Source organism: Massilia genomosp. 1 (assembly GCF_011682185.1).
Taxonomy (GTDB): Bacteria; Pseudomonadota; Gammaproteobacteria; order Burkholderiales; family Burkholderiaceae_D; genus Telluria_A; species Telluria_A rubra.
In genome coordinates, this window is the sequence record NZ_WHJF01000039.1 from 30248 (window position 1) to 55890 (window position 25643).

At 62.6% G+C, this 25643-nt stretch carries 23 protein-coding genes and 2 pseudogenes; 17 read left to right on the forward strand and 8 right to left on the reverse strand.

Translation table 11 applies throughout. The annotated features are described in order from the left end of the window. The first annotated feature begins 107 nt into the window (after positions 1-107). From F1735_RS16155 to F1735_RS16220, 13 genes are all read left to right on the forward strand, one after another. A complete protein-coding gene (locus F1735_RS16155; protein ID WP_167237904.1) occupies positions 108-2066 on the forward strand; it encodes an AMP-dependent synthetase/ligase in 1959 nt (652 codons plus the stop codon). 58 nt (positions 2067-2124) lie between these two features. Continuing rightward, positions 2125-2931, forward strand: coding sequence for an ABC transporter ATP-binding protein (locus F1735_RS16160; protein WP_167237886.1), 807 nt, complete (start codon positions 2125-2127; stop codon positions 2929-2931). 145 nt (positions 2932-3076) lie between these two features. Further along, a complete protein-coding gene (locus tag F1735_RS16165; protein WP_167237887.1) occupies positions 3077-3973 on the forward strand; it encodes a branched-chain amino acid ABC transporter permease in 897 nt (298 codons plus the stop codon). A 1-nt stretch (position 3974) separates the two neighbouring features. Continuing rightward, entirely contained in the window at positions 3975-5033 is a 1059-nt protein-coding gene (locus tag F1735_RS16170) for a branched-chain amino acid ABC transporter permease (protein ID WP_167237888.1), read from the forward strand. 21 nt (positions 5034-5054) lie between these two features. Then, positions 5055-6383, forward strand: a complete 1329-nt coding sequence (locus tag F1735_RS16175; protein ID WP_373888534.1) for an ABC transporter substrate-binding protein — start codon at positions 5055-5057, stop codon at positions 6381-6383. Positions 6384-6445: 62 nt separating this feature from the next. Next, positions 6446-7267 carry an ABC transporter ATP-binding protein gene (locus F1735_RS16180; RefSeq protein ID WP_167237889.1) on the forward strand — a complete coding sequence of 274 codons (822 nt, stop codon included), beginning with the start codon at positions 6446-6448 and terminating at the stop codon, positions 7265-7267. 10 nt (positions 7268-7277) lie between these two features. Beyond that, on the forward strand, positions 7278-7631 hold the full coding sequence (locus F1735_RS16185) for an MmcQ/YjbR family DNA-binding protein (RefSeq protein ID WP_167237890.1): 354 nt from the start codon (positions 7278-7280) through the stop codon (positions 7629-7631). Next, entirely contained in the window at positions 7628-8908 is a 1281-nt protein-coding gene (locus F1735_RS16190) for a phenylacetate--CoA ligase family protein (RefSeq protein WP_167237891.1), read from the forward strand. The genes F1735_RS16185 and F1735_RS16190 overlap by 4 nt, the downstream gene beginning before the upstream one ends. A gap of 125 nt (positions 8909-9033) precedes the next feature. Beyond that, positions 9034-9615: a hypoxanthine-guanine phosphoribosyltransferase gene (locus F1735_RS16195; protein ID WP_167237892.1), complete on the forward strand. Its 582-nt coding sequence runs from the start codon at positions 9034-9036 to the stop codon at positions 9613-9615. Positions 9616-9989: 374 nt separating this feature from the next. Beyond that, complete coding sequence (locus F1735_RS16200) at positions 9990-11648, forward strand: glycosyl hydrolase family 18 protein (protein ID WP_167237893.1); 1659 nt, start codon at positions 9990-9992, stop codon at positions 11646-11648. Between the two features lie 119 nt (positions 11649-11767). Next, entirely contained in the window at positions 11768-12763 is a 996-nt protein-coding gene (locus F1735_RS16205) for a cupin-like domain-containing protein (RefSeq protein ID WP_187364270.1), read from the forward strand. 34 nt (positions 12764-12797) lie between these two features. Then, a complete protein-coding gene (locus tag F1735_RS37440; RefSeq protein WP_187364266.1) occupies positions 12798-15149 on the forward strand; it encodes a chitinase C-terminal domain-containing protein in 2352 nt (783 codons plus the stop codon). 92 nt (positions 15150-15241) lie between these two features. Beyond that, positions 15242-16708 carry a glycoside hydrolase family 19 protein gene (locus F1735_RS16220; protein ID WP_229505810.1) on the forward strand — a complete coding sequence of 489 codons (1467 nt, stop codon included), beginning with the start codon at positions 15242-15244 and terminating at the stop codon, positions 16706-16708. A gap of 145 nt (positions 16709-16853) precedes the next feature. On the opposite strand, the gene F1735_RS16225 is transcribed toward F1735_RS16220, so the two are convergent. From F1735_RS16225 to F1735_RS16250, 6 genes are all read right to left on the reverse strand, one after another. Next, positions 16854-17807, reverse strand: coding sequence for an NAD(P)H-dependent flavin oxidoreductase (locus F1735_RS16225; RefSeq protein ID WP_167237895.1), 954 nt, complete (start codon positions 17805-17807; stop codon positions 16854-16856). A 98-nt stretch (positions 17808-17905) separates the two neighbouring features. Then, positions 17906-18850, reverse strand: coding sequence for an MBL fold metallo-hydrolase (locus F1735_RS16230; protein WP_229505811.1), 945 nt, complete (start codon positions 18848-18850; stop codon positions 17906-17908). Between the two features lie 7 nt (positions 18851-18857). Then, entirely contained in the window at positions 18858-19301 is a 444-nt protein-coding gene (locus F1735_RS16235) for a hypothetical protein (RefSeq protein WP_167237896.1), read from the reverse strand. Next, positions 19302-19508, reverse strand: coding sequence for a DUF1289 domain-containing protein (locus F1735_RS16240; RefSeq protein ID WP_167237897.1), 207 nt, complete (start codon positions 19506-19508; stop codon positions 19302-19304). Next, positions 19505-19996, reverse strand: a complete 492-nt coding sequence (locus tag F1735_RS16245) for a thioesterase family protein (RefSeq protein WP_229505812.1) — start codon at positions 19994-19996, stop codon at positions 19505-19507. Before F1735_RS16245 ends, F1735_RS16240 begins: the two co-directional genes overlap by 4 nt. Positions 19997-20015: 19 nt before the next feature. Further along, complete coding sequence (locus F1735_RS16250; RefSeq protein ID WP_167237898.1) at positions 20016-20381, reverse strand: VOC family protein; 366 nt, start codon at positions 20379-20381, stop codon at positions 20016-20018. A 143-nt stretch (positions 20382-20524) separates the two neighbouring features. On the opposite strand from F1735_RS16250, the gene F1735_RS16255 reads away from it, so the two are divergent. Further along, a complete protein-coding gene (locus F1735_RS16255) occupies positions 20525-20938 on the forward strand; it encodes a CopG family transcriptional regulator (protein ID WP_166875850.1) in 414 nt (137 codons plus the stop codon). A gap of 24 nt (positions 20939-20962) precedes the next feature. After that, the gene (locus tag F1735_RS16260) at positions 20963-22300 is read left to right on the forward strand and encodes an extracellular catalytic domain type 1 short-chain-length polyhydroxyalkanoate depolymerase (protein ID WP_229505813.1); all 1338 of its coding nucleotides are present in this window, start codon (positions 20963-20965) and stop codon (positions 22298-22300) included. Between the two features lie 100 nt (positions 22301-22400). Here the strand turns inward: F1735_RS16260 and F1735_RS16265 are convergent, their stop codons facing one another. After that, entirely contained in the window at positions 22401-22832 is a 432-nt protein-coding gene (locus tag F1735_RS16265) for a DUF29 domain-containing protein (protein ID WP_167237899.1), read from the reverse strand. A gap of 231 nt (positions 22833-23063) precedes the next feature. On the opposite strand from F1735_RS16265, the pseudogene F1735_RS38245 reads away from it, so the two are divergent. Further along, positions 23064-24161: pseudogene (locus F1735_RS38245) on the forward strand (transposase). A gap of 406 nt (positions 24162-24567) precedes the next feature. Beyond that, positions 24568-24708: a hypothetical protein gene (locus tag F1735_RS36560; RefSeq protein ID WP_229505814.1), complete on the forward strand. Its 141-nt coding sequence runs from the start codon at positions 24568-24570 to the stop codon at positions 24706-24708. A 151-nt stretch (positions 24709-24859) separates the two neighbouring features. Here the strand turns inward: F1735_RS36560 and F1735_RS16280 are convergent. Beyond that, a pseudogene (locus F1735_RS16280) lies at positions 24860-25643 on the reverse strand (ISL3 family transposase); the annotation flags it as partial.

Below are 25643 nucleotides of genomic sequence, written 5' to 3' on the forward strand. Positions count from 1 at the left end.
CCAAAAGACAACCTCCTTGTCCAACGCGAGCTAATATCATCACACAAAAAGCGCGCCACCCCCGCATTTGCCGTTGCGAAAGGGGGCCGGACAAACAAAAGGGGACGCTGGTGCAGACATTCGATGGCTCGCAATTGCAGACTTTTCCACGGCGCCTGCTGGCGCACGGACAGGAACGCCCGCAGCGCCCCGCCTTTCGCGAAAAGCACCTGGGCATCTGGCAAACCTGGAGCTGGCTGGAGGTGAACGCCGAGGTGCGCGCGCTGGCCTGCGGCCTGGCCTCGCTCGGTTTTACGCGCGGAATGAACCTGGCCATCATCGGCGACAACCGCCCGCGCCTGTACTGGGCCATGCTGGCCGCGCAAGCCTTTGGCGGCGTGCCGGTGCCGCTGTACCAGGATGCGCCGGCGGCCGACATGGCCTACGTATTGAACGACGCTGAAGTATGCTTTGCCATCGTCGAAGACCAGGAACAGGTCGACAAGCTGCTCGAATTGCAGGCCCTGTGCCCGCAGGTGCGCCACATCGCCTTCGACGACGAACGCGGCATGCGCCACTACAAGCAGGAAGGCCTGACCTCGTTCGCGGCGCTCCAGGCGCTCGGCCGCGCATGGGACAAAGCCCATCCCGGCGCGTTCGACGCGGCCGTGGCGGCGGGCGGCGGCGGCGACATAGCGATCATCCTGTACACCTCCGGCACCACCGGCAAACCGAAGGGCGTATGCCAGTCGCATGCGGCGCTGATGGCGGCCGGCGTGGGCGGGGTCGGTTTCGATAAACTCACCGACCGCGAAGACATTCTCTCCTACCTGCCGATGGCGTGGGTGGGCGACTGCCTGTTCTCGCTGGCGCAGGCCATGGTGGCCGGTTTTACGGTCAACTGCCCGGAGTCGGGCGACACGGTGCTGACCGACCTGCGCGAGATCGGGCCAACCTACTATTTTGCGCCGCCGCGCGTGTTCGAGAACATGCTCACCACCGTCATGATCAGGATGGAAGACGCCGGCGCCGTCAAGCGCAAGATGTTCCACCACTTCATGGACGTGGCCAAGCGCTGCGGCGCCGATATCCTCGATGGCAAGCCGGTGTCAAGCGCGGATCGCGCGGCGTATGCCCTGGGCAGCCTGCTGGTGTACGGACCGCTCAAGAACGTGCTTGGCTTGTCGCGCGTGCGCGTGGCGTACACCGCCGGCGCGGCGATCGGACCGGACCTGTTCCGCTTCTACCGTTCGATCGGCGTCAATCTCAAGCAGCTGTACGGCTCCACCGAAACGTGCGCCTACGTGTGCCTGCAACCGGACGGGAACATCAAATTCGACAGCGTCGGCCTGCCGGCGCCCGGCGTCGAAGTCAAGATTGCCGCCAGCGGCGAAGTGCTGGTCAAGTCCATCGCCACGATGGCGGGCTACTTCAAGCGCGCCGACGCCACGCTTGAGGTCATCGACGCCGACGGCTACTTCCATACGGGCGACGCCGGCATTTTCGACAGCGAAGGCCACCTGAAAATCATCGACCGCGCAGCCGACGTGGGCAAGATGGACTGCGGCGCGATCTTCGCGCCGAACTACATCGAGAACAAGCTCAAATTCTTCCCGTTTATCAAGGAGGCGGTCGCGTTCGGGAATGCGCGCAAGCAGGTATGCGCCTTCATCAATATCGACATGGAAGCGGTCGGCAACTGGGCCGAGCGGCGCAATATCGCCTACGCCGGCTACACCGACCTGGCTGCGCACGGCACCACCTACGACCTGATACGCGACTGCGTGGAGAAGGTCAATGCCGACCTGGCTGCTGAGGAGTTGATGGGCGCGACCCAGATCCACCGCTTCCTGATCTTGCACAAAGAGCTAGACCCGGACGACGATGAACTGACGCGCACACGCAAGGTGCGGCGCAAATTCATCGCCGACAAATACGCGGTGCTGATCGAGGCGCTGTACACCGACAAGGCCAGTCAGTTCATCAGCACCCAGGTCAAGTTCGAAGATGGCCGCGCAGGCACGGTCAGCGCCGATCTGCGCATCTGCGGGGCCACTACCTACCCCGTTTTGGAGAAGGCTGCGTGAGGAGCGCGTCGCGATGAACATGAACGAACCCAATGAACCGGCGAAGAATGAACCAGCGATGAATGATCCAGCGACGCAGGGATCGACGCGCAAGATCGGGCCGGTGATCCTTGACCTGAACAATATCTCGCTGTCGTTCGGCGGGGTCAAGGCGCTGACCGATATTTCGTTCAACGTCAGGCAGCACGAAATCCGCGCGATCATCGGTCCGAATGGCGCGGGCAAGAGCTCGATGCTGAACGTGATCAATGGCGTGTACCGCCCGCAGCAAGGCGAGATCGTGCTGCGCGGGGAGCACCGCAAGAACATGGACTGTTACAGCGCGGCCAAGGCGGGCATTGCGCGCACGTTCCAGAACATCGCGCTGTTCAAGGGGATGACGGTGCTGGACAACATCATGACCGGCCGTAACCTGAAGATGAAGTCGAATTTTTTGATGCAGGCCTTGTACTGGGGGCCGGCGCGGCGCGAAGAGATTGCGCACCGCGAAAAGGCGGAAGATATCATCGACTTCCTGGAGATCCAGGCGATCCGCAAGACGCCGGTGGGACGGCTGCCGTACGGGCTGCAAAAGCGCGTGGAGCTGGGACGGGCGCTGGCCGCCGAACCCGACATCTTGCTGCTCGACGAGCCGATGGCGGGAATGAACGTGGAGGAAAAGCAGGACATGTGCCGCTTCATCCTCGACGTGAACGACCAGTTCGGGACCACCATCGTGCTGATCGAGCATGACATGGGCGTGGTGATGGATATTTCGGACCGCGTGGTGGTGCTCGATTACGGCAAGAAGATCGGGGACGGCACGCCGGATGAAGTGCGCAGCAATCAAAACGTGATTAATGCGTATCTGGGGGTGGCGCATTGAGGCCGCACCGCGTACCGCGATGCACTCCACATACCACCGTCGTTCCCGCGCAGGCGGGAACCCAAGTTCATAGGTGCGCCATTGGCTGCGGCAAAAAATTGGGTTCCCGCCTGCGCGGGAACGACGGGCATAAAGGATATCGAACATGAATTTTTTCTTTGAAGTCCTGATCGGCGGCCTGCTCTCCGGCGTCATGTATGCGTTAGTCGCCATCGGTTTCGTGCTGATCTACAAAGCCTCCGGCGTGTTCAACTTTGCCCAGGGCGCGATGGTGTTCTTCGCCGCCCTCACCTGCGTCGGCATCATCGACAAGTTCGGCGTCACGATCTGGCTCGCCATCCCGATGACCATCGTCGTCATGATCGCGCTCGGCCTGGCCATCGAACGGGTGGTCCTGCGCCCGCTGGTCAACCAGCCCGAAATCACCCTCTTCATGGCCACCATCGGCCTCGCCTTCTTCATCGAAGGCCTGGCGCAGCTGCTGTGGGGCTCGCAGGTACACAAGCTGGACCTGCCGATCGAAGACGTGCCGATTCCCTACCTGCTCGACAACTACAACATCATCGTTTCCCAGTTCGATGTCACCGCCGCCGCCATCTGCGCGCTGCTGGTCACCGCGCTCGCGCTGCTGTTCTCGAAAACCAAAGTCGGGCGCGCCCTGCGCGCGGTGGCCGACGACCACCAGGCCGCACTCGCCGTCGGCATCCCGCTGCAGCAGATCTGGGCCGTGGTGTGGTCCGTGGCCGGACTGGTGGCCCTGGTGGCGGGCCTGTTGTGGGGGGCGCGCAACGGCGTGCAGTTCGCACTGACCTTCATCGCCCTCAAAGCGCTGCCGGTACTCATTCTGGGCGGGTTTACCTCCGTCCCCGGCGCCATCGTCGGTGGCCTGATCATCGGCGCGTCCGAAAAACTGGCCGAGGTCTACATCGGGCCGATGGTCGGCGGCGGCATCGAAGGCTGGTTCCCGTACGTCTTGGCCCTGCTGTTCCTGCTGGTGCGGCCGGAAGGCCTGTTCGGCGAAAAAATCATCCGGAGAATCTGACATGTTTTACCGCGAAGCCGGACAATTCAAGACTACCTACGAAGCGGACGGCCAGATCTTCCCGATCCGCCAGGACCGCATCGCCCTGGGCGCCCTGCTGCTGCTGGCGCTGGCCATCGTGCCGCTGTTCGCCTCGCCCTACATGCTCTCGGCGATATTGATCCCGTTCCTGATCTTTTCGCTGGCCGCACTGGGCCTGAACATCCTCACCGGCTATTGCGGCCAGCTCTCGCTCGGCACCGCCGCTTTCATGGCGGTCGGCGCGTTCGCCTCGTTTAACTTCATCGCGCGCCTGCCCGGCATTCCGATGCTGCTCGCCTTTGTGCTCGGCGGCCTGTGCGCGGCCATGGTGGGCATCGCCTTCGGCCTGCCGTCGCTGCGCATCCGCGGCTTCTACCTGGCCGCGTCGACCCTGGCGACCCAGTTCTTCGTGGTCTGGTGCCTGACCAAGATCCCCTACCTGACCAATGGCAGCGCTTCGGGCGTGATCACGGCCCAGAAGATCGTCATCTTCGGCTACCAGTTCGATACGCCGGCCAGCAAATACGTGCTGGTGCTGGCGATCGTTGCGCTCATGGCGCTGCTGGCCAAGAACATGATCCGCTCGAACGTGGGCCGCTCGTGGATGGCGGTGCGCGACATGGACGTGGCGGCCGAAGTGATCGGATTCCGGCCGATGCGCACCAAGCTGCTGGCGTTCGCGGTCAGTTCCTTCTACTGCGGCGTGGCCGGCGCGCTGTACGCCTACGCCTATCTGGGCACGGTCGAACCGGAAGCGTACAACCTCGATCTGTCGTTCCGCATCCTGTTCATGATCATCATCGGCGGGGTCGGCTCGGTGCTTGGCTCCTTCCTTGGCGCGGCCTTCATCGTGCTGCTGCCGGTCTTTTTGAACATCCTGGCGCATAGCCTCTCGCTGCCAACCTCGGTGGCGTCGAACCTGGAGTTGATGGTGTTCGGCGCGCTGATTATCTTTTTTCTGATCGTGGAGCCGCATGGTCTTGCGCGCCTGTGGCAAGTAGGTAAAGAAAAACTGCGGCTTTGGCCGTTCCCGCATTAACGCATTCTTCCGGAGACCACAATGAATCACGTAAAACACAAGATGAAGAGCCCTGCATTCAAGAACCTCCTGCTGTGCGCCACCCTGATCGGCGCCTTCAACCAGGTGCAGGCGGCCGACCAGTTCATCGCGCTGCCCTCCTACCGCGTGGGTCCCTACGCGTCCGGCGGCTCGGGCTTTTACGGCGGCGCGATCGATTACTTCAACCTGGTCAACGCCAATGGCGGCGTCAATGGCGTCAAGATCCTGTGGGAAGAATGCGAGACCGAATACAACCCGTCGCGCGGAATCGAATGCTACGAACGGCTGAAAACCAAGAACGGCGGCGCCAGCATGGTCGAACCGCTCTCCACCGGCATCGCTTACGGCGTGCTCGATCGCCTGGTGCAGGACAAGATCCCGATGACGACCCTCGGCTACGGTCGCTCGGACGCGGCCAACGGCAAGGTGTTCCCGTACGTGTTCCCGCTCATTACCAGCTACTGGAACCAGGCGGCCGCGATGATCAAGTACCTGGCCGACAAGGAAGGCGGCTACGCCAAGCTGAAAGGCAAAAAGATCGTCCACCTGTACCACGACTCGGCCTTCGGCAAGGAACCGCTGCCGGTACTTGAAGCGCAGGCCAAGCAGTACGGCTTCGAGTTGATCAAGATCGCGGTGGCGCCGCCGGGCAGCGAACAGCAGTCGCAGTGGCTGCAGATCCGCCAGGCCAAGCCGGACCACGTGATCCTGTGGGGCTGGGGCGTGATGAATTCGGTCGCCATCAAGACCGCGCAGCGCAACGGCTTCCCGCGCGAGAAGATGCTGGGCGTGTGGTGGGCCGGTTCGGAAGAAGACATGATCCCGTCGGGCGACGCCGCCAAGGGCTACACCTCGATGACCTTCAACACGCCGGGTAACTACCCGCTGATCGACGATATCCGCAAGAAGGTCTACGCGGCAGGCAAAGGCAACCTGGCCGACCAGTCGCGTATCGGCTCGGTGTACCACATGCGCGGCCTGACGGCCGGTATCCTGTGGGTGGAGGCGATCCGCGTGGCGCAGGACAAATTCGGCAAGGGCAAGACCATGAGCGGCGAACAGATTCGCTGGGGCCTGGAAAACCTGAACGTGGACGAGGCGCGCCAGAAGGCGCTGGGTGCGTTCGGCATGTTCCCGACCATCAAAACCAGCTGCGACGACCATGAAGGCTCGGGCGCGGTCAAGGTGCAGCAGTGGGACGGCAAGAAGTGGATCGCCATCACGCCGACCTGGGTGGTGGGCGACAAGGCCCTCACGCGCAAGCTGGTCGAGGAGTCGTCGGCAGCCTACGCGGCCGAGAAAAGGATCACGCCGAGCTGCATGAAATAAACCAGTCCCTTGCCCGCGCGCCAGAGCAGCGGCGCGCGGGATTTTTACACCGCAAAGAGCCTATGAACAGCATCGCTGCCAGCACGCCGTACCTGTCGGTCAATAACATCGAAGTCATTTACGACCATGTGATCCTGGTTTTGAAGGGCGTGTCGCTCCAGGTCCCGAAGGGCAAGATCGTGGCCCTGCTGGGCGCCAACGGCGCCGGCAAGTCGACCACGCTGAAAACCATTTCGACCCTGCTGCGCGGCGAACGTGGCGACGTGACCAAGGGCGAGGTGCAGTTCAAGGGTGAACGGGTGGATCACCTCACGCCCAATGAGCTGGTCAAGCGCGGCCTGTCGCAGGTGATGGAGGGCCGTCACTGCTTCGGCCACCTGAGCATCGAAGAAAACCTGCTGACCGGCGCCTACACGCGCACTGTCTCGCGCGCCGAACTGAAAGCCGCGCTGGAAGCGGTGTACCAGTATTTTCCGCGCCTGAAAGAGCGGCGCGCCAGCCTGGCCGGCTACACATCGGGCGGCGAACAGCAGATGTGCGCGATCGGACGCGCGCTGATGGCCAAGCCGTCCATGATTTTGCTCGATGAACCGTCGATGGGCATCGCGCCGCAGATCGTCGAAGAGATCTTCGACATCGTCAAGGACCTCAATCAGAAGGAAGGCGTGTCGTTCCTGCTGGCCGAGCAGAACACCACGGTGGCGCTGCGTTACGCCGACTTTGGCTACATCCTCGAAAACGGGCGCGTGGTGATGGAAGGCGAGGCGAAGGAACTGGCCAGCAATGAAGACGTCAAGGAGTTCTATCTGGGCGTGTCCGGGGCCGGGCGCAAGAGCTTCAGGGACATGAAATTTTATCGCCGCCGCAAACGCTGGCTGGCTTGAAGGATCGATCATGGATTTTGAAGTTGCCAAGGCGCTGTGCCGGACTTTTCCCGGCGCGACCGAAGACCGGAAGTGGGACACGCGGGCGGTGTTTTCGGTGGGCGAAAAAATGTTCGCGATGTCGGACCACGCGGCGCCCGCCAAAGGCATCTGCTTCAAGGTGGAGGACGAGCGCTTTCTGGAGCTGACCGACCGTCCCGGCATCATTCCGGCGCCTTACCTGGCGCGGGCGAAATGGGTGTACGTGGAGGACGCGAAGGCGCTCAGCGATGCCGAAGCGGCGGCGCTGCTGCGGCGCGCCTATGAACTGATTTTTGCAAAACTGACGCGCAAGCTGCAACGCCAGATCGGAGAACAAGCATGAAGGTGGACTGCCCCGTCGATACCGTCGACACGCTCGACGCATTGGAGAGGCGCGACCCGCAGGAGCGCGAACGTGACCTGATGGCGCGCCTGCCGCAACTGATCGAGCGCGCCCGCAGCGCGCCGGGTTGGGCGCGCATCCTCGACGGCGTCGATAGCGCCGCCATCAACAGCCGCGCCGCGCTGGCGTCGCTGCCGATCACGCGCAAGGCCGACCTGAAGGCGCTGCAGACGGCGGCGCGCCCGTTCGGCGGGCTGGCGCTGACGCCCGTGGGCGAGCTGGCGCGCGTGTATGTGTCGCCGGGGCCGATTTTCGATCCGGAGGGGCGCGGCCAGGACTGGTGGCGCTTTGCGCGGCCGATGTACGCGGCCGGCGTGCGCGCGGGCGGGCTGCTGCAAAACTGCTTTTCGTATCACTTCACGCCGGCCGCCTTCATGGTCGAAGGCGGGGCGGCGCGCATCGGCTGCGCGGTGATTCCGGCCGGCGCCGGGCAGACCGAGATGCAGGTGCAGGCGATCGCCGACCTGCGTCCGGATACGTACGTGGGCACGCCATCGTTTTTGCGCATCATCATCGAGAAGGCGCGCGAGATGGGGGCCGATATCAGCAGCATGCAGCGCGCGCTGATGGGCGCCGAGGCGCTGCCGGAGTCCTTGCGCACGTGGTTTCGCGAGAACGGCGTGCCGCATGTGTTCCAGACCTATGCGTCGGCCGATATCGGCAGCATGGCGTACGAGACGGCAACCGGCGGCGTGCTCAATCCCGGCATGATGCTCGACGAGGATGTGGTGCTCGAAATCGTGCGGCCCGGCAGCGGCGAGCCGGTGGCGCCGGGCGATATCGGCGAGATCGTGGTGACCTTGTTTAATGCCGATTATCCGCTGATCCGCTTTGCGACGGGGGATATGTCGGCGCTGCTGGTCGATGCGGAGGCATCGCGTTGCGGGCGCACCAACAGCCGGATTCGCGGCTGGCTGGGACGGGCGGATCAAACGACCAAGGTGCGCGCGATGTTCGTGCATCCGTCGCAGGTAAACAATATCGTGCGGCGGCATCCGGGGATCTTGAAGGCGCGTTTGGTGGTGACCGGGCGGATGGCGAACGATGTGATGACCTTGCACTGCGAGGTAGCCACGGCGCCGGACGCGGCCCAGGCGGCGGCGATCGTGGAGTCGATTCGCGAGGTGACCAAGTTGCGCGGGGAGGTGCGGTTCGAGTCGCCGGGGACCCTGGCTGACGATGGCACGGTGATTGAGGATTTGCGGGATTACAGTTAAATGGTTTGATGGCCACTCCCCGTGGTGGCAGGATGGACGGGGGGCTGTCGCACAATGCCAACGCTTCCCATTGTGCATTGCACTTTGCAGCATAATTGCCTGGTGTCCTTTATGAGCTAACCACCATGCAAGCATTCCACGCTGAACGTGCCCGCGCCCTTCTCGACAAGGCGGAAGAAATCTTCGACGCCGCCGCCGTCCAGGCCGCCGTGCGCCAGGTCGCCGACAAGCTCAACGAGCGCTTCGACCGCCTTGACAACGCCGCCTTCCCCCTCGTCCTCGGCGTCATGGGCGGCGCCGTCGTGTTCACCGGCAACCTGCTCCCGCAGCTGCGCTTCCCCCTCGAATTCGACTACATCCACGTCAGCCGCTACGGCGACGACGATCAGGGCGGCAATGTGGTGTGGAAAGTCATCCCGCGCCCCAGCGTCGCCGGGCGCATCATCATCGTGCTCGACGATATCCTGGACGAGGGCGAAACGCTGGCCCAGGTCAAGCAGCGCCTGCTCGACATGGGCGCGGCCGAGGTCGTCATCGCCGTGTTTGCCGACAAGGCCCTGAAACGCAGCAAACCGGTCAAGCCGGACATCGTCGGCCTGTCCATTCCCAACAAGTTCGTGGTCGGTTTCGGCATGGATGTGTATGGCTACTGGCGCAACTTGCCTGGCCTGTGGGCAATCCGCGCGGAAGACCTGAAACCACGGTGATTTTCCACAACATCGTGACAAGCAGGAAAAACACGCCGCAAGCGCTCGCGGCGTCGTTAATACCAATCTAAACGGGTACTAAAGCGGTACTACTGACCTTGTGTACAATTTGATATCTCTCTGATATCCCGCCTTTCTCAGCCTCCACATTTAACAATTCGTTTCCCGCATATGCATGGGCGATAAATGCATACCTTGCCCGGACGCGACATTCTTTCACAAATCTAACTGGTATTTCATTTTACTCAACTCGCTAAAACCACTTGACTACCAATTATCCGAGGCTCACTCTGGCTCACCGTTTTCCGGATTGATCGGCGCAGTTCCGATTGCAGAAGATCGTAAAACGGACACCTATCGACCAAGGAGACAACATGCAATACAACACAAAGAGCAGCCTGCTGATCGCGCTCATCGGCGGCATGCTCGCCGCTTGCGGCGGCAGCGGCGGCGAGAAATCCGACATGCAGGGCAGCATGACCAAAACGGCTGCGGCCGTGGTCGCCTGCGCCAACTGGAATGCGACCGCCATCTACACCGCCGGTCATTGCGCGGTCTACCAGGGCAAGGTCTACAAAGCCAAATGGTGGACCCAGAACAATGTCCCCGGCACCGAACAATGGGGACCGTGGGAACTGAGCACCGATACCCCGACGCCGACGCCAACCCCGCCGACACCGACGCCAACGCCGCCAACACCGACCCCAACGCCACCGACGCCCACCCCAACACCGGTTGGCGGACGTGAAATCGGCTCCTATTTTGCGCAGTGGGGCGTGTACGGCCGTAGTTACGAAGTGGCCGACATCCATACCACCAAAACACCAGTGAACGGCGTACCGACCAGCGTGGCCGATCAGCTCACCTTCATCAACTATGCCTTCGGCAACGTCTACGCCAAAAACGGCGGCTACGAGTGCGACATGGTGACCAAGGCCGAAACCGGCAACACCACGCCGCCGCCAGCCGACGCCGGCACCGGCGGCGATGCCTACGCCGATTACCAGCGCTCGCCCGCGCGCACCGTCGATGGCAAGGTCATCCCGTGGGATGCCAAGCTGACCGGCAATTTCGCCCAGCTGAAACTGCTGAAAGCGGCCCACCCGAACCTGAAAGTGTTCATTTCGCTGGGCGGCTGGAGCTGGTCGCGCTACTTCTCGGCGGCCGCCAAGACCGACGCCCTGCGCAAGCAACTGGCCAGGTCGTGCATCAAGCAATTCCTCGCCGGTGACTTGCCGGTGCAGGATGGACGCGGCGGTCCGGGCGCGGCCAAGGGCGTGTTCGACGGCATCGATATCGACTGGGAATACCCGGGCGGTGGCGGCCAGTCGTACAACACGGTCGACCCGGTCAACGACAAGCGTAACTTCACCTTGTTGATGGCCGAGTTCCGCGCCCAGCTCGACGCACAGGGCAAGCTCGACGGCAAACGCTATCCGCTGACGGCCGCCATCGGCGCCGGCGGCGAGAAGATTGCCCAGACCGAACCTGCGCTGTATAGTCAATATATGGACTGGGTCAACGTGATGACGTACGACTTCCACGGCGGATGGGAAAACACGACGAATTTCCACGCGCCGCTGTACCGTGATCCCGCCGACCCGGCGACCGGCAACCTGGTCAAGTACAACACCGACGACGCGATCAAAACGCTGGTCGCAGCCGGCATGCCGAAAAACAAAATCCTGCTGGGCGTGCCGTTCTACGGCCGTGGCTGGAAAGGCGTGAGCCCCGGCCCGCGCGGCGACGGTTTGTACCAGGCAGCAAGCGGCGCGGCAGCCGGCCAGTACGAAGCCGGCATCGACGACTACAAGGTTCTCATCAATAAGGCCGGCACCCGCTGGACTCATCCGGTGAGCAAGCAGTTGTACCTGCTGACGACCAACAGCGAATGGTGGAGCTATGACGATCCGGCCACCATCGGTGTGAAAATGCAATATATGCGTGATCAGGGCCTGCGTGGCGCGTTCTCCTGGGAACTCGACGGCGACGCCAACGGTGCCCTGACCAGCGCAGTATGGAAGGGCCGCTAAGCGGCTAAGCGGAGGTGCCGGCTGCTTCTTACAAGGCGGCCGGCATCTCCATGCCCGCAACCTCCTGGAGAAACCTCTTGAAAATTCAATCGAACGTAAAGCCGCAGGTGTCGCCAACAATGCAGGTCAACGACGACTGGCGCCGCTGGATCGGCGAAAACCTGATGCTCGGCACCTCGCCCGAGGCGATTGCCGCCATCCTGGTCAAATCGAACGTGTCGCAGGCCAACGCCCGGACCGAAATCGACGCGGCGCTGCGCAGCCCGTACTTGCAGGCTGCGCGCAGGCTGGCCAATCGGGTCAACAAGCGCGACTGGGTGCTGAACATCCAGGCGCAATTGAACCGGCTGTACGACGAGGGGATTGAACGACGGGAGAAGCTCTCCGGCGAGGACTTCCTGCAACAGTATTACCGCACCAACCGGCCGGTGATCATCACCGGCATGCTGGAGCATTTCCCGGCACGCCAGAAATGGAACCTCGACTATTTTGCGCAGCGCTTCGGCGAACGCGAGGTCGAGGTGCAGTTCGGACGCGAAGCCGATCCCCAATACGAGCTCAACAGTATCGCCCACAAGCGCAAGATGCCTTTCGGCGAGTACGTGGAGATGGTCCGCACCAGCGGCCGCACGAATGACTTCTACATGACCGCCAACAACGACTCGCTCAACAGTGTAGCGTTGAAGGAATTGTTCGAGGACGTAGGCACCCTGCCCGAGTACCTCGATGACGATCCGGGGCGGCGCGGCTTTTTCTGGTTCGGCCCGGCCGGCACGGTGACCCCGTTCCACCACGACCTGACCAATAACTTCATGGCCCAGATCATCGGGCGCAAGAAGATCAAGCTGATGGCGCCGTCGGACACGCCAAGGGTCTACAACCACCGGCACTGCTTTACCGAGGTGGACGCCCGCAACATCGACCTGGCGCGCTTTCCCGCCATGGCCGAGGTGCAGGTGCTCGAATGCGTGCTGGAACCGGGCGAGATCCTGTTCCTGCCGGTCGGCTGGTGGCATTACGTGGAAGGGCTCGATATGTCGGTGACGCTGTCGACGACCAATTTCCGATGGCCGAATGACTTCTACACTAACTATCCCCCCAATCATGATTTCTGAGGGGGGAACACAATGAATCACGGAGACAACAATAATGACGATCAATCGTTTGATGGGCGCCCTTCTCGGCAGCGCCCTGGTAGCGTGCGGAGGCGCCAGCAGTCCTGACGCCGTTCAAGGCCAGGGTGGCGAGTCGAAGCGCCAACTGGCCCAAGTGGTGGTGTGCAGCGCATGGTCCGCCACCCAGGTTTATACGGCTGGCGCCTGCGTCAGCCACCTGGGCAAAACCTACACGGCGAAGTGGTGGACACAGAACAACGTGCCCGGCGCCGAGGAATGGGGACCGTGGGCGCTGTCGACGACGCCGACTCCGACTCCGACTCCGACGCCGACGCCAACACCAACACCGACACCGACACCGACACCGACTCCGACGCCAACGCCGACGCCGACGCCGACGCCGACACCCACGGTCGCCTGCCGCCCCGACGGCCTCACTTCCACAGTCCCCAACGTGCCGTACTGCGGCGTGTACGACGCCAACGGCCGCGAAGTGCTCGCGCACGGGCTCAATCGGCGCATCGTCGGCTACTTCACCAGCTGGCGCACGGGCAAGGATGGCACGCCTTCCTACCTCGTCAACAACATCCCGTGGGACAAGATCACCCACGTCAATTACGCCTTCGCCGCGGTCGACCCGGCCACATCCAGGCTCTTGCTGGGCAGCGGCGCGAGCAACCCGGATACCGGTCTCACCTGGCCCGAGAACCCGGCTGCCGCCATGGACCCGAGCCTGCCCTACAAAGGCCACTTCAACCTGCTGGCGCAATACAAGCGCAAGCATCCCGATGTGAAAATCATGCTGTCGGTGGGCGGCTGGGCGGGCAGCGGCGGCTTCTACACGGCCACCACCAACGCCGACGGCTCGCTCAACAGCGCCGGTATCGACACCCTGGCCGACTCGATGGTGGCGTTCCTGCGCCAGTACCGCTTCTTCGACGGCATCGACATCGACTACGAGCACCCGACCACCAACAACGAGGCCGGCAACCCGCTCGACTTCGGCATGTCGAAACCACGCCTGGCCGGCCTGATGAAGAGCTACAACGTGCTGCTCGAAAGGGTGCGCACCAAGCTCGACACGGCAGCGGTGGCCGACAAGAAATACTACATGCTGACCATCGCCGGATCGGCCTCGGCCTGGATCTTGCGCGGCGAGGAAAACCTGTCGGGCCTGAAGTACCTCGACTACGCCAGCCTGATGAGCTACGACCTGCACGGCGGCTGGAACCAGTACGTCGGTCCCAACGCGGCCCTGTTCGATGACGGCAACGACGCCGAACTGCGCGCCGGCAACGCCTACCAGTTCGCCAACATCGGCTACCTGAACGTGGACTGGTCGTACCGCTACTACCGTGGCGCGCTGCAAGCCGGGCGCATCAACCTGGGCGTGCCGTACTACACGCGCGGCTGGCGGAACGTGAACGGCGGCAACAACGGCCTGTGGGGCACCACCGCGCTGGTCAGCTCGACCGTGACCTGCGCCGGCGTCAAAACCTGCGGCGAAGGCGCAGTCGGCATCGACAATCTGTGGCACGACCTCGACGTCAAGGGCCAGGCCATTCCCGGCGGCGGCAATCCGTTGTGGCATGCGCTGAACCTGGAAAAAGCCATCCTGCCGGACTACCTGGACGCCTACAAGGTGAGCGACAAGACCCTGCGCGGCACTTACCAGCCGAACTACAGCGCCACCATGGCCGCGCCGTGGCTGTGGAACCCGACCACCAAAGTGTTCCTCTCGACCGAGACGGCGCAATCGATGGATGCCAAGGCGCGCTACATCGTCGACAACAAGGTCGGCGGCATCATGATCTGGGAGATGGCGGGCGACTACGCGTGGGATGCCAGCAAAAACGGCGGCAAGGGCCAGTATGTGATGGGCAACACCCTGACCACCAACACCTTCAACACCTTCAAGGCGGCCGGGCCGTACGGCAACAAGCGCGCTGAAACGGTCATGCCGGCCAGCAGCGCCAAAGTGAGCATCGAGCTGGGTGGCTGGAAAATGGGTGACAGCAACTTCCCGATCAATCCGGTGATGACGGTGACCAACAAGTCGGCCACCACGATTCCGGGCGGCAGCGTGGTGGAGTTTTCGTATCCGGTGGCGGCGCCCGCCAACATGAGCGACCAGTCGGGGTATGGGCTGAAAGTGATTGCGGCGGGGTACAACGGGCCGAACAATATCGGCGGCTTCAAGGCCAACTTCAACCGCGCGCAGTTCACGATTCCGGCATGGCAAGCGCTGGCGCCGGGCGCGTCGGTGTCGCTCACGCTCAACTACCAGTTGCCGATTTCGGGGCCGTCGGCCTACGTGATCACGGTCGGCGGCAAGCGCTATGCGCTGGCGGATGAGTATCCAGAACTGCCGGTCGCGCTGCCGTAAGCATCGCCTGACCTTATAGGGCAAGGACCCGGGAGCGCCAGCGTGCGTTTCCGGGTTTTTTTGCCCGATATCCAACTTCTTGGAGTACAAATATGAAACAACAATTATCGACGCTGGCGGTAGGACTGCTGGCGGGCATGCTGGCCGGATGCGGCGGCAGCGATGGCAAGGGCGGCGAATCAGTCGGGACGCAGAGCGCAAGCCGGTCGATGACCAAGCTTGACGTGAGTCCGATGTGCGCGCCGTGGAACGCAGGCATGGTCTATACCGCAGGGCAATGTGCGAGCTACCAGAACAAGTTCTACAAGGCGAAGTGGTGGACGCAGGGGAACGTGCCAGGAACGGAACAATGGGGGCCGTGGGAGGCGATAACGGGAACGCCAACGCCGACGCCGACGCCGACACCGACACCAACTCCGACTCCGACTCCGACCCCGACACCAACCCCGACGCCGACGCCGGGCGGCGTGCCGACCAAGGCGCAAGCCGAAGCGCGTGAGGCGCAGCTGACCGACAACGCCTTCTTCCGCACCGTCAAGGCATCGATCCGCACGCTGGACAACGCGGGCGTCGAGCAAGTCGTGCCGGGGCGCAGCGCCAATCCAATCAACGTCAAGCGTGTCGAGCGGCTGTTGCCGGCGACCAAATGGGACCATTTCTTCGCGCTGCGCGAGCCGAGCTATACGTATCAGCGTTTCCTGCAGGCGGTGGCCAAGTTTCCAGCCCTGTGCGACAACTACAGCGACGGGCGCGATGCCGACGGCATCTGCCGGCACACGCTGGCGACCATGTTCGCGCACTTCGCGCAAGAAACCGGCGAGCACAACGCGAGCAGCACGATTCCCGAGTGGCGCCAGGGCTTGAAGTACCTGCGCGAACTGGGCTGCGACGAAACCGGGGCCGGCTGCGGTTACAACGCCGAGTGCGCCGATCCGGTGTTCAATGCGGTCTGGACCTGCGGGAAAAATGCGGACGGCAGCTTCAAGAAGTATTTCGGACGCGGGGCCAAGCAGCTATCGTACAACTACAACTACGGGCCGTTCTCGCAGATCATGTTCGGCGGCGATCAATCGGTTCTGCTGCGCGATCCGGACCGGGTGGCGTCGACCTGGCTGAACCTGGCGTCGGCGTCGTTCTTCTTTGTGTATCCGCAGCCGCCCAAGCCATCGATGCTGCATGTGATCGATGGGACCTGGGTGCCGAACGCGGCCGATCGCGCGGCCGGGGCGGGGAACAACTTCGCCACGACGATCATGATCATCAATGCCGAGTGCGGACAGGGGACGGAAAAAGCGGCGGCGCAGAACCGCATCAACTATTACAAGCAGTTTGCTGGCGAGTTGGGCTGGAATGTAGGGGCCGAGCAGTTATCGTGCGCAACGATGCAGCGCTTTGGACCGTCGAGTTCGGCGTCGTACAACATCTACTGGGAGAAAAACTGGAATGAGGGTGGGCAGAATCAATGCCAGCTGGTGAGTTACCAGACGCCGTACAGCGCGTTGATTGCGGATAACTACGTCAAGTGCGTGCAGGATAACTGGAAGGTCAAACTGCAGTAACCTCGTCTTTAGGTTGGTTGTCCTGCGCGGGAACGACGGTCGTTAGGTTGGTTGTCCTGCGCGGGAACGACGGTCTTTAGGTTGGTTGTCCTGCGCGGGAACGACGGTCTTTAGGTTGGTTGTCCTGCGCGGGACGACGGGGCGCTTACAGCGCCAGCCGCGCGCGCGCGGCGTCGTATTCCTGCTTCAAGCGCGCCACCATCTCGGCCACCGTCGGCACATCATTCATCATCCCCACGCCCTGCCCCGCGCCCCAGATATCGCGCCAGGCCTTGGCGCTGCCCGAACCGAAGCTCATCTTCGACTTGTCCGATTCCGGCAAGGCATCCGGGTCAAGCCCGGCGTTGATGATCGATTTCTTCAGATAGTTCCCGTGGACGCCAGTAAACAGGTTCGTGTACACAATATCGGCCGCCGCCGATTCCACGATCGCGGCGCGGTATTCGTCGGTCACGTTCGATTCCCTGGTCGCCAGCCAGCGCGAACCGATATACGCAAAATCGGCGCCCATCGCCTGCGCCGCCAGAATCGCGTCGCCCGTGGCAATCGATCCCGACAATGCCACCGGACCGTTGAAGAACTTGCGCACCTCACCCACCAGCGCGAACGGCGACAACGGCCCGGCATGCCCGCCAGCGCCGGCCGCGACCAGGATCAAGCCATCCACGCCCGCTTCCAGCGCCTTTTCGGCATGCCGGATCGACACCACATCGTGCAGCACGATCCCGCCGTAGCTATGGATGGCGTCGAGCATTTCTTTCGGCGGCGCGCGCAGCGAGGAGATGATGATCGGCACTTGATGCTTGACGCACATCGCGACGTCGTGTTCCAGGCGGTCATTCGACTGATGCACGATCTGGTTGACCGCGATCGGCCCCACCTTCGCGCCCGGATTGGCGGCCTGGTAATCGGCCAGCTCTTGCTTGAGATCGCTCAGCCAGGTGTCGAGCAGCTCGGCCGGACGGGCGTTGAGCGCGGGGAAGGAACCGACGATCCCCGCCTTGCACTGCGCCGCCACCAGCGCGGGTCCGCTGGCGATGAACATCGGCGATCCAATGACGGGAAGGGTGAGGTTTTGCAGCGCGGCGGGCAATGCCATGTCGGTCTCGCAATCGAAAAAAGTGGATGGAAGCAAATTCTCATCCATTATAGTTCGAAAAAAGTACGACCGTGCTTGAAAACGCGGCAGGAATGTGTTTACAGGTCGCTGTTGACCAGTTCGTCGCCATCGCGCTTGGCCGCGCCGGCCCGCACCAGCGATTGCACGGCCCAGTCGGCCATCTGGCCGGAGGTCTCGAAACGATGCAGATGACGCCGGCGCGCGCCTTCCAGCACGGGAATGGTGGCGAACATGGCCGCCACGTCGGCCAGGCTGATGCGCTGGCGCTCGAGCAGCAGGAATTTGAGGATGACCTTGACCGCGTTCTCGGCATTCCTCAGCGGGTCGGCTTCGAGGAAAGCCAGGCGCGTGAACGCCCGTTTCAGCGCCGGCTGGACATCGGTGAACATGGCGCCGTGCCCGGGAATGACGAGACGGGCGTCGAGGCTGTCGATCAGTTCCAGCGTGGCGCGCGCCTCCTGGAAGCCCGATTCACCGTCGAGCTCGGGGAAAATCACGCCGAAACCGTTGCGCCACAAGGCGTCGGCCGAGATGACGATGCCTTCGCCCGGGCAAAAGAAAATCAGCGAATGCGGATGGTGCCCGGGCGCGCCCAGCGCTTGCCACAGCTTGCCGCCCAGTTCCAGTTCGTCGCCGGGCGAGACGGTAAAGTCGGCCTTGAACGGCTCGCACTGCTGGCCGGTGGCCTTGAAACTGAGCGCGCGCTCGTCCCAGGCCGCGACATTGGCGGCCTCGGCCACGGGAATGCCGATGCGGCAGCCGTAGCGCGCCGTCAGGGCCGCGTTGCCGCCGCAATGGTCCGAATGCAGGTGGGTATTGATGACGCGCGCCAAAGGCCGCTCGCCGAGCGCATGGCCGACCAGCGCCAGCGTCTGCGGCACGTGGGTCTTGTAGCCGCTGTCGATCAGGGTGGCCTCGCCGGCCCCGGTAAACAGCACATTGTTCGATGACAACCAGCCGCGTTCGAACACCTGCATCGACGCCGGCAAGCGCGCCGGGTCGGGATGTAACATTGCACTCATGGGTAACTCATTTTTTCATTTGAAACGCGAGCGAGATCTTGGCGAACTCGATCAGGACGGCTTGCGAGCCGCCATTGAAGGTGGTGAAGGAATTGCCGGTGCGCACAACCATGCGCGGCGGGAACAGCCAGGACATGTAGGGAATGCCGATCATCTTGGCGCCGCGCACGTCGCGCCATTCGACCTGCTTGTCGTACAGCCAGGTCTGGCGGATGCCGGTGGCGTCCACCGTGGTGGTGGCGCGCAGGAACCAGTAGTAGCTCACACCCAGCATGACGATCGCGCCCAGCAGCAGCGCCTTGACGCCCATGCCGAACGAGGGCAGCGGAAAGCGCCATGCCACGCTGGCGGCGTACACCAGCAGCACCACGGTGACGATGGTGGCAAACACCTTGAAGCCGGTCCCGTAGGCGGGGCCGGTAACTGCTTGCTGCGGGGTGTAGAAATTCATTTAGTCGAAGTCCAGTTCGGATTCGCGGCGGCGGATGTCAGCCCAGACCGCGCGTTTGTACTCATCCGGGGCAGTGCCCCAGGCGACGATTTCATCGAGGGTGCGCAGGCAACCGCGGCACAGGCCCTTGCCGGCCGCGGTATCGGGCGCCATGTCGCACAGGCTGATGCAGGGGGACGGCACCGGCGTCTGCAGTTCGGGATTCATGCGGCCTCGACAGGGCTAACTTGGGTTCCCGCGCCAAGGCGGCCCTGCGCGGGAACGACGGTAGTGAGTGCGGCGGCGGCCTTGGCGGCAACCTTGGCGTTGAAGCGCACCGGGTCGATCACATGGCGCTCGTGGGTGCCTTGGCAGATGCGCTCGACGCCATCCCACGCTTCTACGCGGAACAACAGGCGGCGGCCGTCGACTTCCAGCACTTCGCCCTTGATCAGCAAGATCATGCCGGGCGGGGTCGGGGCGAAATGCGAAAAATGCACCATCGTGCCCAGGCTTTGCTCGCGCGGCCAGTCCATGAACGGCATGACGCCATGCACGCAGGCCAGTTCCATCATGCCGACCAGGTAACCGGTGGCCAGCACGTCGGGCATGTCAAGGCAGAAACCGGTGTCGTGGTACAGCTGCGGCACGCTGGCGCGCGCAGGGACGGTGTAGCTCCACTCGAAGCGGAAGCCGGCTTGCAGGTCGGGACTCATGCGCGGATTATGCCTTCTTTTAACGTTGCTCGATGAGCTCGACTTTGTTTCCGAAAGGATCGTTCACGGTGGCGCGTTGCAGCCCGGCGACCATTTCTTCGACCTGGACATCGACGCCAGCACCCCTCAACGCACCGACGAACGCATCGAAACCGGCGACGATCAGGGCCGGGTGACCTTTCTTGGCGGGCTGGAAGGCGCTGTCGGCCCCCAGGTGCAACTGGGCGCTGCCGCACTGGAACCAGGCGCCGCCGCGCACGGCCAGGTGGGCCGGCTTGGGTACTTCGGGCAAGCCGAGCACCCCGTTGTAGAAGGCGCGCGCGGCGTCTTCGGCACCGACCGGCATGGCCACCTGCACGTGGTCGATTCCTGTAATGTTTGCCATCGTTTCTCCGCTGTGACGGGATTGATACATAAAAACGTCATTATCGCATTCAGACGAATCGCGCTTGACGGAGAAGCTCACAAGGGTAGACTACCATCCATACAGATGGCGTACGGATGCCACGCAGATGATATTGGAGACATATGAACGCCCGCGACCTGAAACTGAAACCCGCTGAATCGGAAAAAATCACCATCAACCTGGGCTTGATCGATCTTGGCCAGATCGACCTCCTGGTCAGTGAAGGCTTTTATTCGAACCGGACCGACCTGATACGCACGGCGATCCGCAATCAGCTCAATACCCATGCCGAAGTGGTCCGGCAAACGGTGGCGCGCAAGAGCCTGGTGCTTGGAATGCATCATTATTCCAGGGCCGACCTCGAAGCGGCGCTGGCGGCGGGCGAACGCTTGCAGATCCAGGTACTGGGCATGGCAAGCATCGCCAGCGACGTCTCGGTAGAGCTGGCGCTGGCAACCATCGAATCTATTTTTGTACTTGGAGCCCTGCATGCAAGCAGCGTGATCAAGACAGCACTGGCGGGCCGCATCCTCTGATGCGCTTATATAAGGAAAAAGCCAATGAAACTCAATGACAAACTGTTCGCGAACATGCGGGCGGCAACCAAGACCCTGATGGGCCAGGGGCCAAAATCCGCCACCAAGGTCATTCAGGATGCGCTCAAGGTCCTGACGCCCCACAAAGGCGGCGCCGCCCATCCTCCGGCGGCGCCAGCGGGAGCGCGCGAGATCACGCCGCCGATGCCTTCGCTCCATGGCGCGCAGGGTTTCAGCCAGGCGCGTGCGGGCAGCGCGCCGCCCGGGCCGCAGCCGCAGGCGGCGTCCCAGCCGCATGCGCCGGGCGCCTCAAGCCACGAGCAATACGTCAAGAGCGTGGTGCAGGATGCGACCGAGGCCTTCAACAACCTGATGCCCGACCTGCTCGCCAAGCTCGATCGTGCCGGCGCGAACGGCCATGCCGCCTTCAAGATGCCCCATTTCGACATCCCCGGCATGAATGGGATGAACGGCATGAGCGGCATGAACGGCATGCAGGGCGGCGGCGCGTCCAGCCCGGCCGAGGCGCTGCCCGGCAAATTTACCGACGGCAGCTTCACGAATGCGGCCGGCACCCGGACCTATAAATTGTACGTGCCGAGCAGCTACACCGGCCAGCCGATGCCGCTGGTGGTCATGTTGCACGGCTGTACGCAGGACCCGGATGACTTCGCCACCGGCACGCAGATGAATGTGCTGGCCGAGGAAATGCAATGCCTGGTTGTGTACCCGGCGCAATCGATGCAAGCCAATTCCTCGCGCTGCTGGAACTGGTTCAATGCGGTCGATCAACAGCGCGGCCAGGGCGAGCCATCGATTATTGCCGGCATTACCGAAACCATCATGCACAACCATGCGGTCGACGCCAGCCAGGTGTATGTGGCCGGGCTGTCCGCCGGCGGGGCGATGGCGACCATCATGGGCACCTTGTATCCGGAACTGTATGCGGCGGTGGGCGTGCATTCCGGCCTGCCGTTCGCCTCGGCGCACGACTTGCCGTCGGCGCTGGCCGCCATGAAGGGCAATTTCGGGCCGCAGCGCGCCAGCGGCAAGTCGATTCCCATCATCGTCTTCCATGGCGACAAGGATACGACCGTGCATCCGGTCAATGGCGACGAGCTGATCAAGCGCGGCGCGCACAACGTGATGCAGGAGATTATCGAGCCGGGCCGTGTACCGGACGGACACGCCTACACGCGCACCGTACACCAGGCGGTCGATGGCACGCCGCAGGCGGAACAGTGGCTGATTCATGGCGCGGGTCATGCCTGGTCCGGCGGCAGCGCACGCGGCAGCTATACCGATGGCAAGGGGCCGGACGCCAGCCGTGAAATGATGCGGTTTTTCCAGACCAAGCGCTAAGGCTGCGTTGTTCACGGGTAGTGTGCTTGCGCCGATCCGGCCAAGCCGGGTCGACGCTGGCGCGCCACCTGATTGATGAGGGAAAACCGGTCCGGCCAGCTTAATCGGGCAGAAAATTCGCGTTGAGCACCTGGACCAAGGTCCAGGTGCTCCTGCGCGGGAGCCCCGCCAGTTCCATCTGTCCGGCGGCGATGCCGAGGGCATCTTTCCACGCATCGTCGAGCCATTCGACATCGAGCAGGGCCGACTGCAAACTGGGCATCTTGCGCAAGACGCGCGCAATGCTCATGCGCTGGTCGCCGATGCTGCGCAACAAGGCCGTATTGCGCCGCTCGGGCTGCGTATGCCATTCGAGTAACTGCGCAAACAAGGCCGACATGCGGCGTCCCAGCTCGCGTTTTTCGGCCTTGGCAACGCCTTCGATTTCTTCGGCGATGTTCTCCAGGTCGAGCGAGGACCACTGCCGCGCCCGCAATAAGGCAGCCTGTTGGTAAGCCCAGGCCACCACGTCGGTGTCGTACAAATCTGCCATTGACCACTCCTGTTCAAAGCCGAACCAGTCTCCGTATGGTAAGCCAAGCGAGCCCGGCACGGCAGAAAATGGCCGCTGCCCGACAAGATAGTGGCGCGCCGCGACCTACCCAGGGAAAAACGTCGAATCGAGCACTTTCGCAGTGGCCCACACAGGCGTGCGCGGGATATAGTGGACCCACGATTTGAGAGAGCAGTTTAAGCTATGGTCCTCAACGGAGGGTAGCAGGGAATGACGGAAACAAAGAAGCGGAAAGTGCACAGCGCGGAGTTCAAAGCGAAAGTCGGTCTGGAGGCCGTGCGAGGGGTCAAGACGGTCAACGAGATCGCCCAACTGCACGGCGTCCATCCTGTGATGGTGAGCCAATGGACGAAGGAGATCCTGGCGAACGCCGGCACCTTGTTCGAGGGTAAGCGCGGCCCCAAGGTTGAACTGGAGCACGAGAACGAAGACCGCCTGTTTGGCGAAGTCGGGCGCCTGAAGATGGAGCTGGACTGGCTCAAAAAAGTTAGGCCTGTAAATGGCGCGGTGCGGCTGGGGTGAATCGAGCCGGAGCCCAAACTGCCGCTATCGCGACAGTGCGAGCTGGCTGGCATGTCGCGGGCCACGGTGTATCGACCACGTGTGGCCGTGTCCGTCGACGAGAAGTACACCCAGCACCCGTTCTACGTTAGCCGGCGGATGGTGGTGATCCTGCTGCGGCTGGGCTGGCTGGTGAACCGCAAGCGGGTTCAGCGCCTGATGCGCGTGATGGGCTTGGCCGGGATGGCGCCTGGCCCGAGCACGACGGTGCGGCATCCTGGGCACAAGGTCTATCCGTACTTGCTGCGCGATCAGAAGGCCGGCTCCAAGCAACGCATGATTGGAGAATTCACTTATGCGGCGGGGACGTGGGATCGGCAACGGCGCGTCATCGCGCGGCTGGAACACGATGCGCGCGGCGCCAACCCGCGTTTCATCGTCACCAACCTCACTGGAGGTCCCAAGGCACTGTACGAACGCGTGTATTGCGCCCGCGGCGAAGCAGAGAACCGTATCAAGAAGGCGCAGCTCGATTTGTTCGGACGCCGTGCGAGCTGCCACAAATTCCAGGCCAACCAACTGCGGCTGCTACTGGCAGCGTTCGCCTATACCCTGATGATCAATTTGCGCCGCCTGGCTTTGGTCGGCACGGAACTGGCACGCGCCTGCACGGCGACGATCCGCATCAAACTGCTCAAGATCGGCGCGGCTGTCGTGCGCAACACGCGGCGCGTGCGCGTCCTGCTCGCATCCCAGCATCCACTCAAGCACGTCTTCCCCACTGCCGCCCGCGCGCTGGCACCATAAGCCCGCCAAGTGCTGTCCCGGGCACGCTATAAAGCAAGGGGAGTAGGGAGAGTTACGTCTGTAATCTGGCCGCGCGGCAGAACCGACATCAGGAAGCGAGCAATCAACATGCCGCGAACATGTTCGGCGCACCCGGCCCTCAGATTGACAGACTCATGAAATATCCGGGCTAGGGCTGCTCGGTAAATATATGCTGATTGTTGAGGTTGGCGCACGTGATCTCCTGTTGGGCATAATTTAGAAGCAACTATACGCCCGTTTTAGGGCAGCGTCATGAACGCGTGATTAGGGTTGTAATCACGCGTTCAGGATGCTTGTACGGCGCCGGCCGACATCCTCGAGTCGCCGTAAGCTTTACCGGGACGTTGGCATCAAGGGCGGCTCAACCCATTCCGGGCGGCGCGCGATGGCGTCCCGGCTGCTGGCGCAAGGCCACGAGATCGACACGCTGATGCTAATCCTCGGTCATGGCGATATCGACGCGTGCCAGCCCCATCTTGAAATTTCCAAACCAAAGTTGATGCTGATGTTTGCAATGGTGCTATGATGCCCATTGGGTACGTATTGAAAATTGATGATGACAATGAACATGACGCAGCAAGAATTCTTGCGCAGCGCAAAATCGAAGTTGGGCCTGACATGGCCGGAATTCGCAAAGCGTATCGGTGCGCCAGAGACAACGTTGAAGAAATGGGGCTCTATGCCGTTTTGAGTGGAACTGGACAGCCGGCACGGTAGATGGTAGATCGCAACGGAGCGGCGGCTGGTTGTAGTGGATTGGCCGGAAGGTTTTTTGAACTTGGACATGCGAAGGTAGGCGATGGCGACGAAGTTCTTCACGGTGCGAAATCCGCGGGCGGCCCGTTTGACTTGTTGGAGCATCCCATTCATCGCCTCGACGTAGGCGTTGCTGCGTCCATCGAGCATGCCGCGTACGACGCCCGCCATGCGATCCTTGAGCGTCGTGGCGAGTTTCTTGAATGGCTCAAGGCGGCTGCGTCGGGCCCACGATATCCACTTTATCAACGCCGCTTCGGCTTGCTCCGGGCAGTTGCTGGTCACGCCCGTCTTGTAGGTCGCGCGAAGCGCCTCTTTCATGCGCCAGGCGCGCGCGCTTTTGAGGTTGGAGCGCTGCAAGCGATACATCGTGTTGCTCTGCTCCACGGTCCAGTCGGCATGGTCCTTGCGCATGCCCCACGCCATGCCCTTGATTTCCTTCTTCTCGTTTCCCACCGCCGCACGCACGACACGAGGTTGTTCGCGCATCTCCTGGCGTCTGACGCTGTCCATTGCCTCGTTGGCCAGCGCGATCACATGGAAGCGGTCGAAACTGATCTGGGCTTGCGGCAGTTCCTTGGTCACGCCCTTCGTGTAGGCCGCGCTCATATCCATGCAGACGTGTTTGATCTCGTTCGGATCGCCGCCATGGGCGAGCAGATCGGCCTTGAACTCGGTCACCGTGCCGTGTTTGCGTCCTTCCGT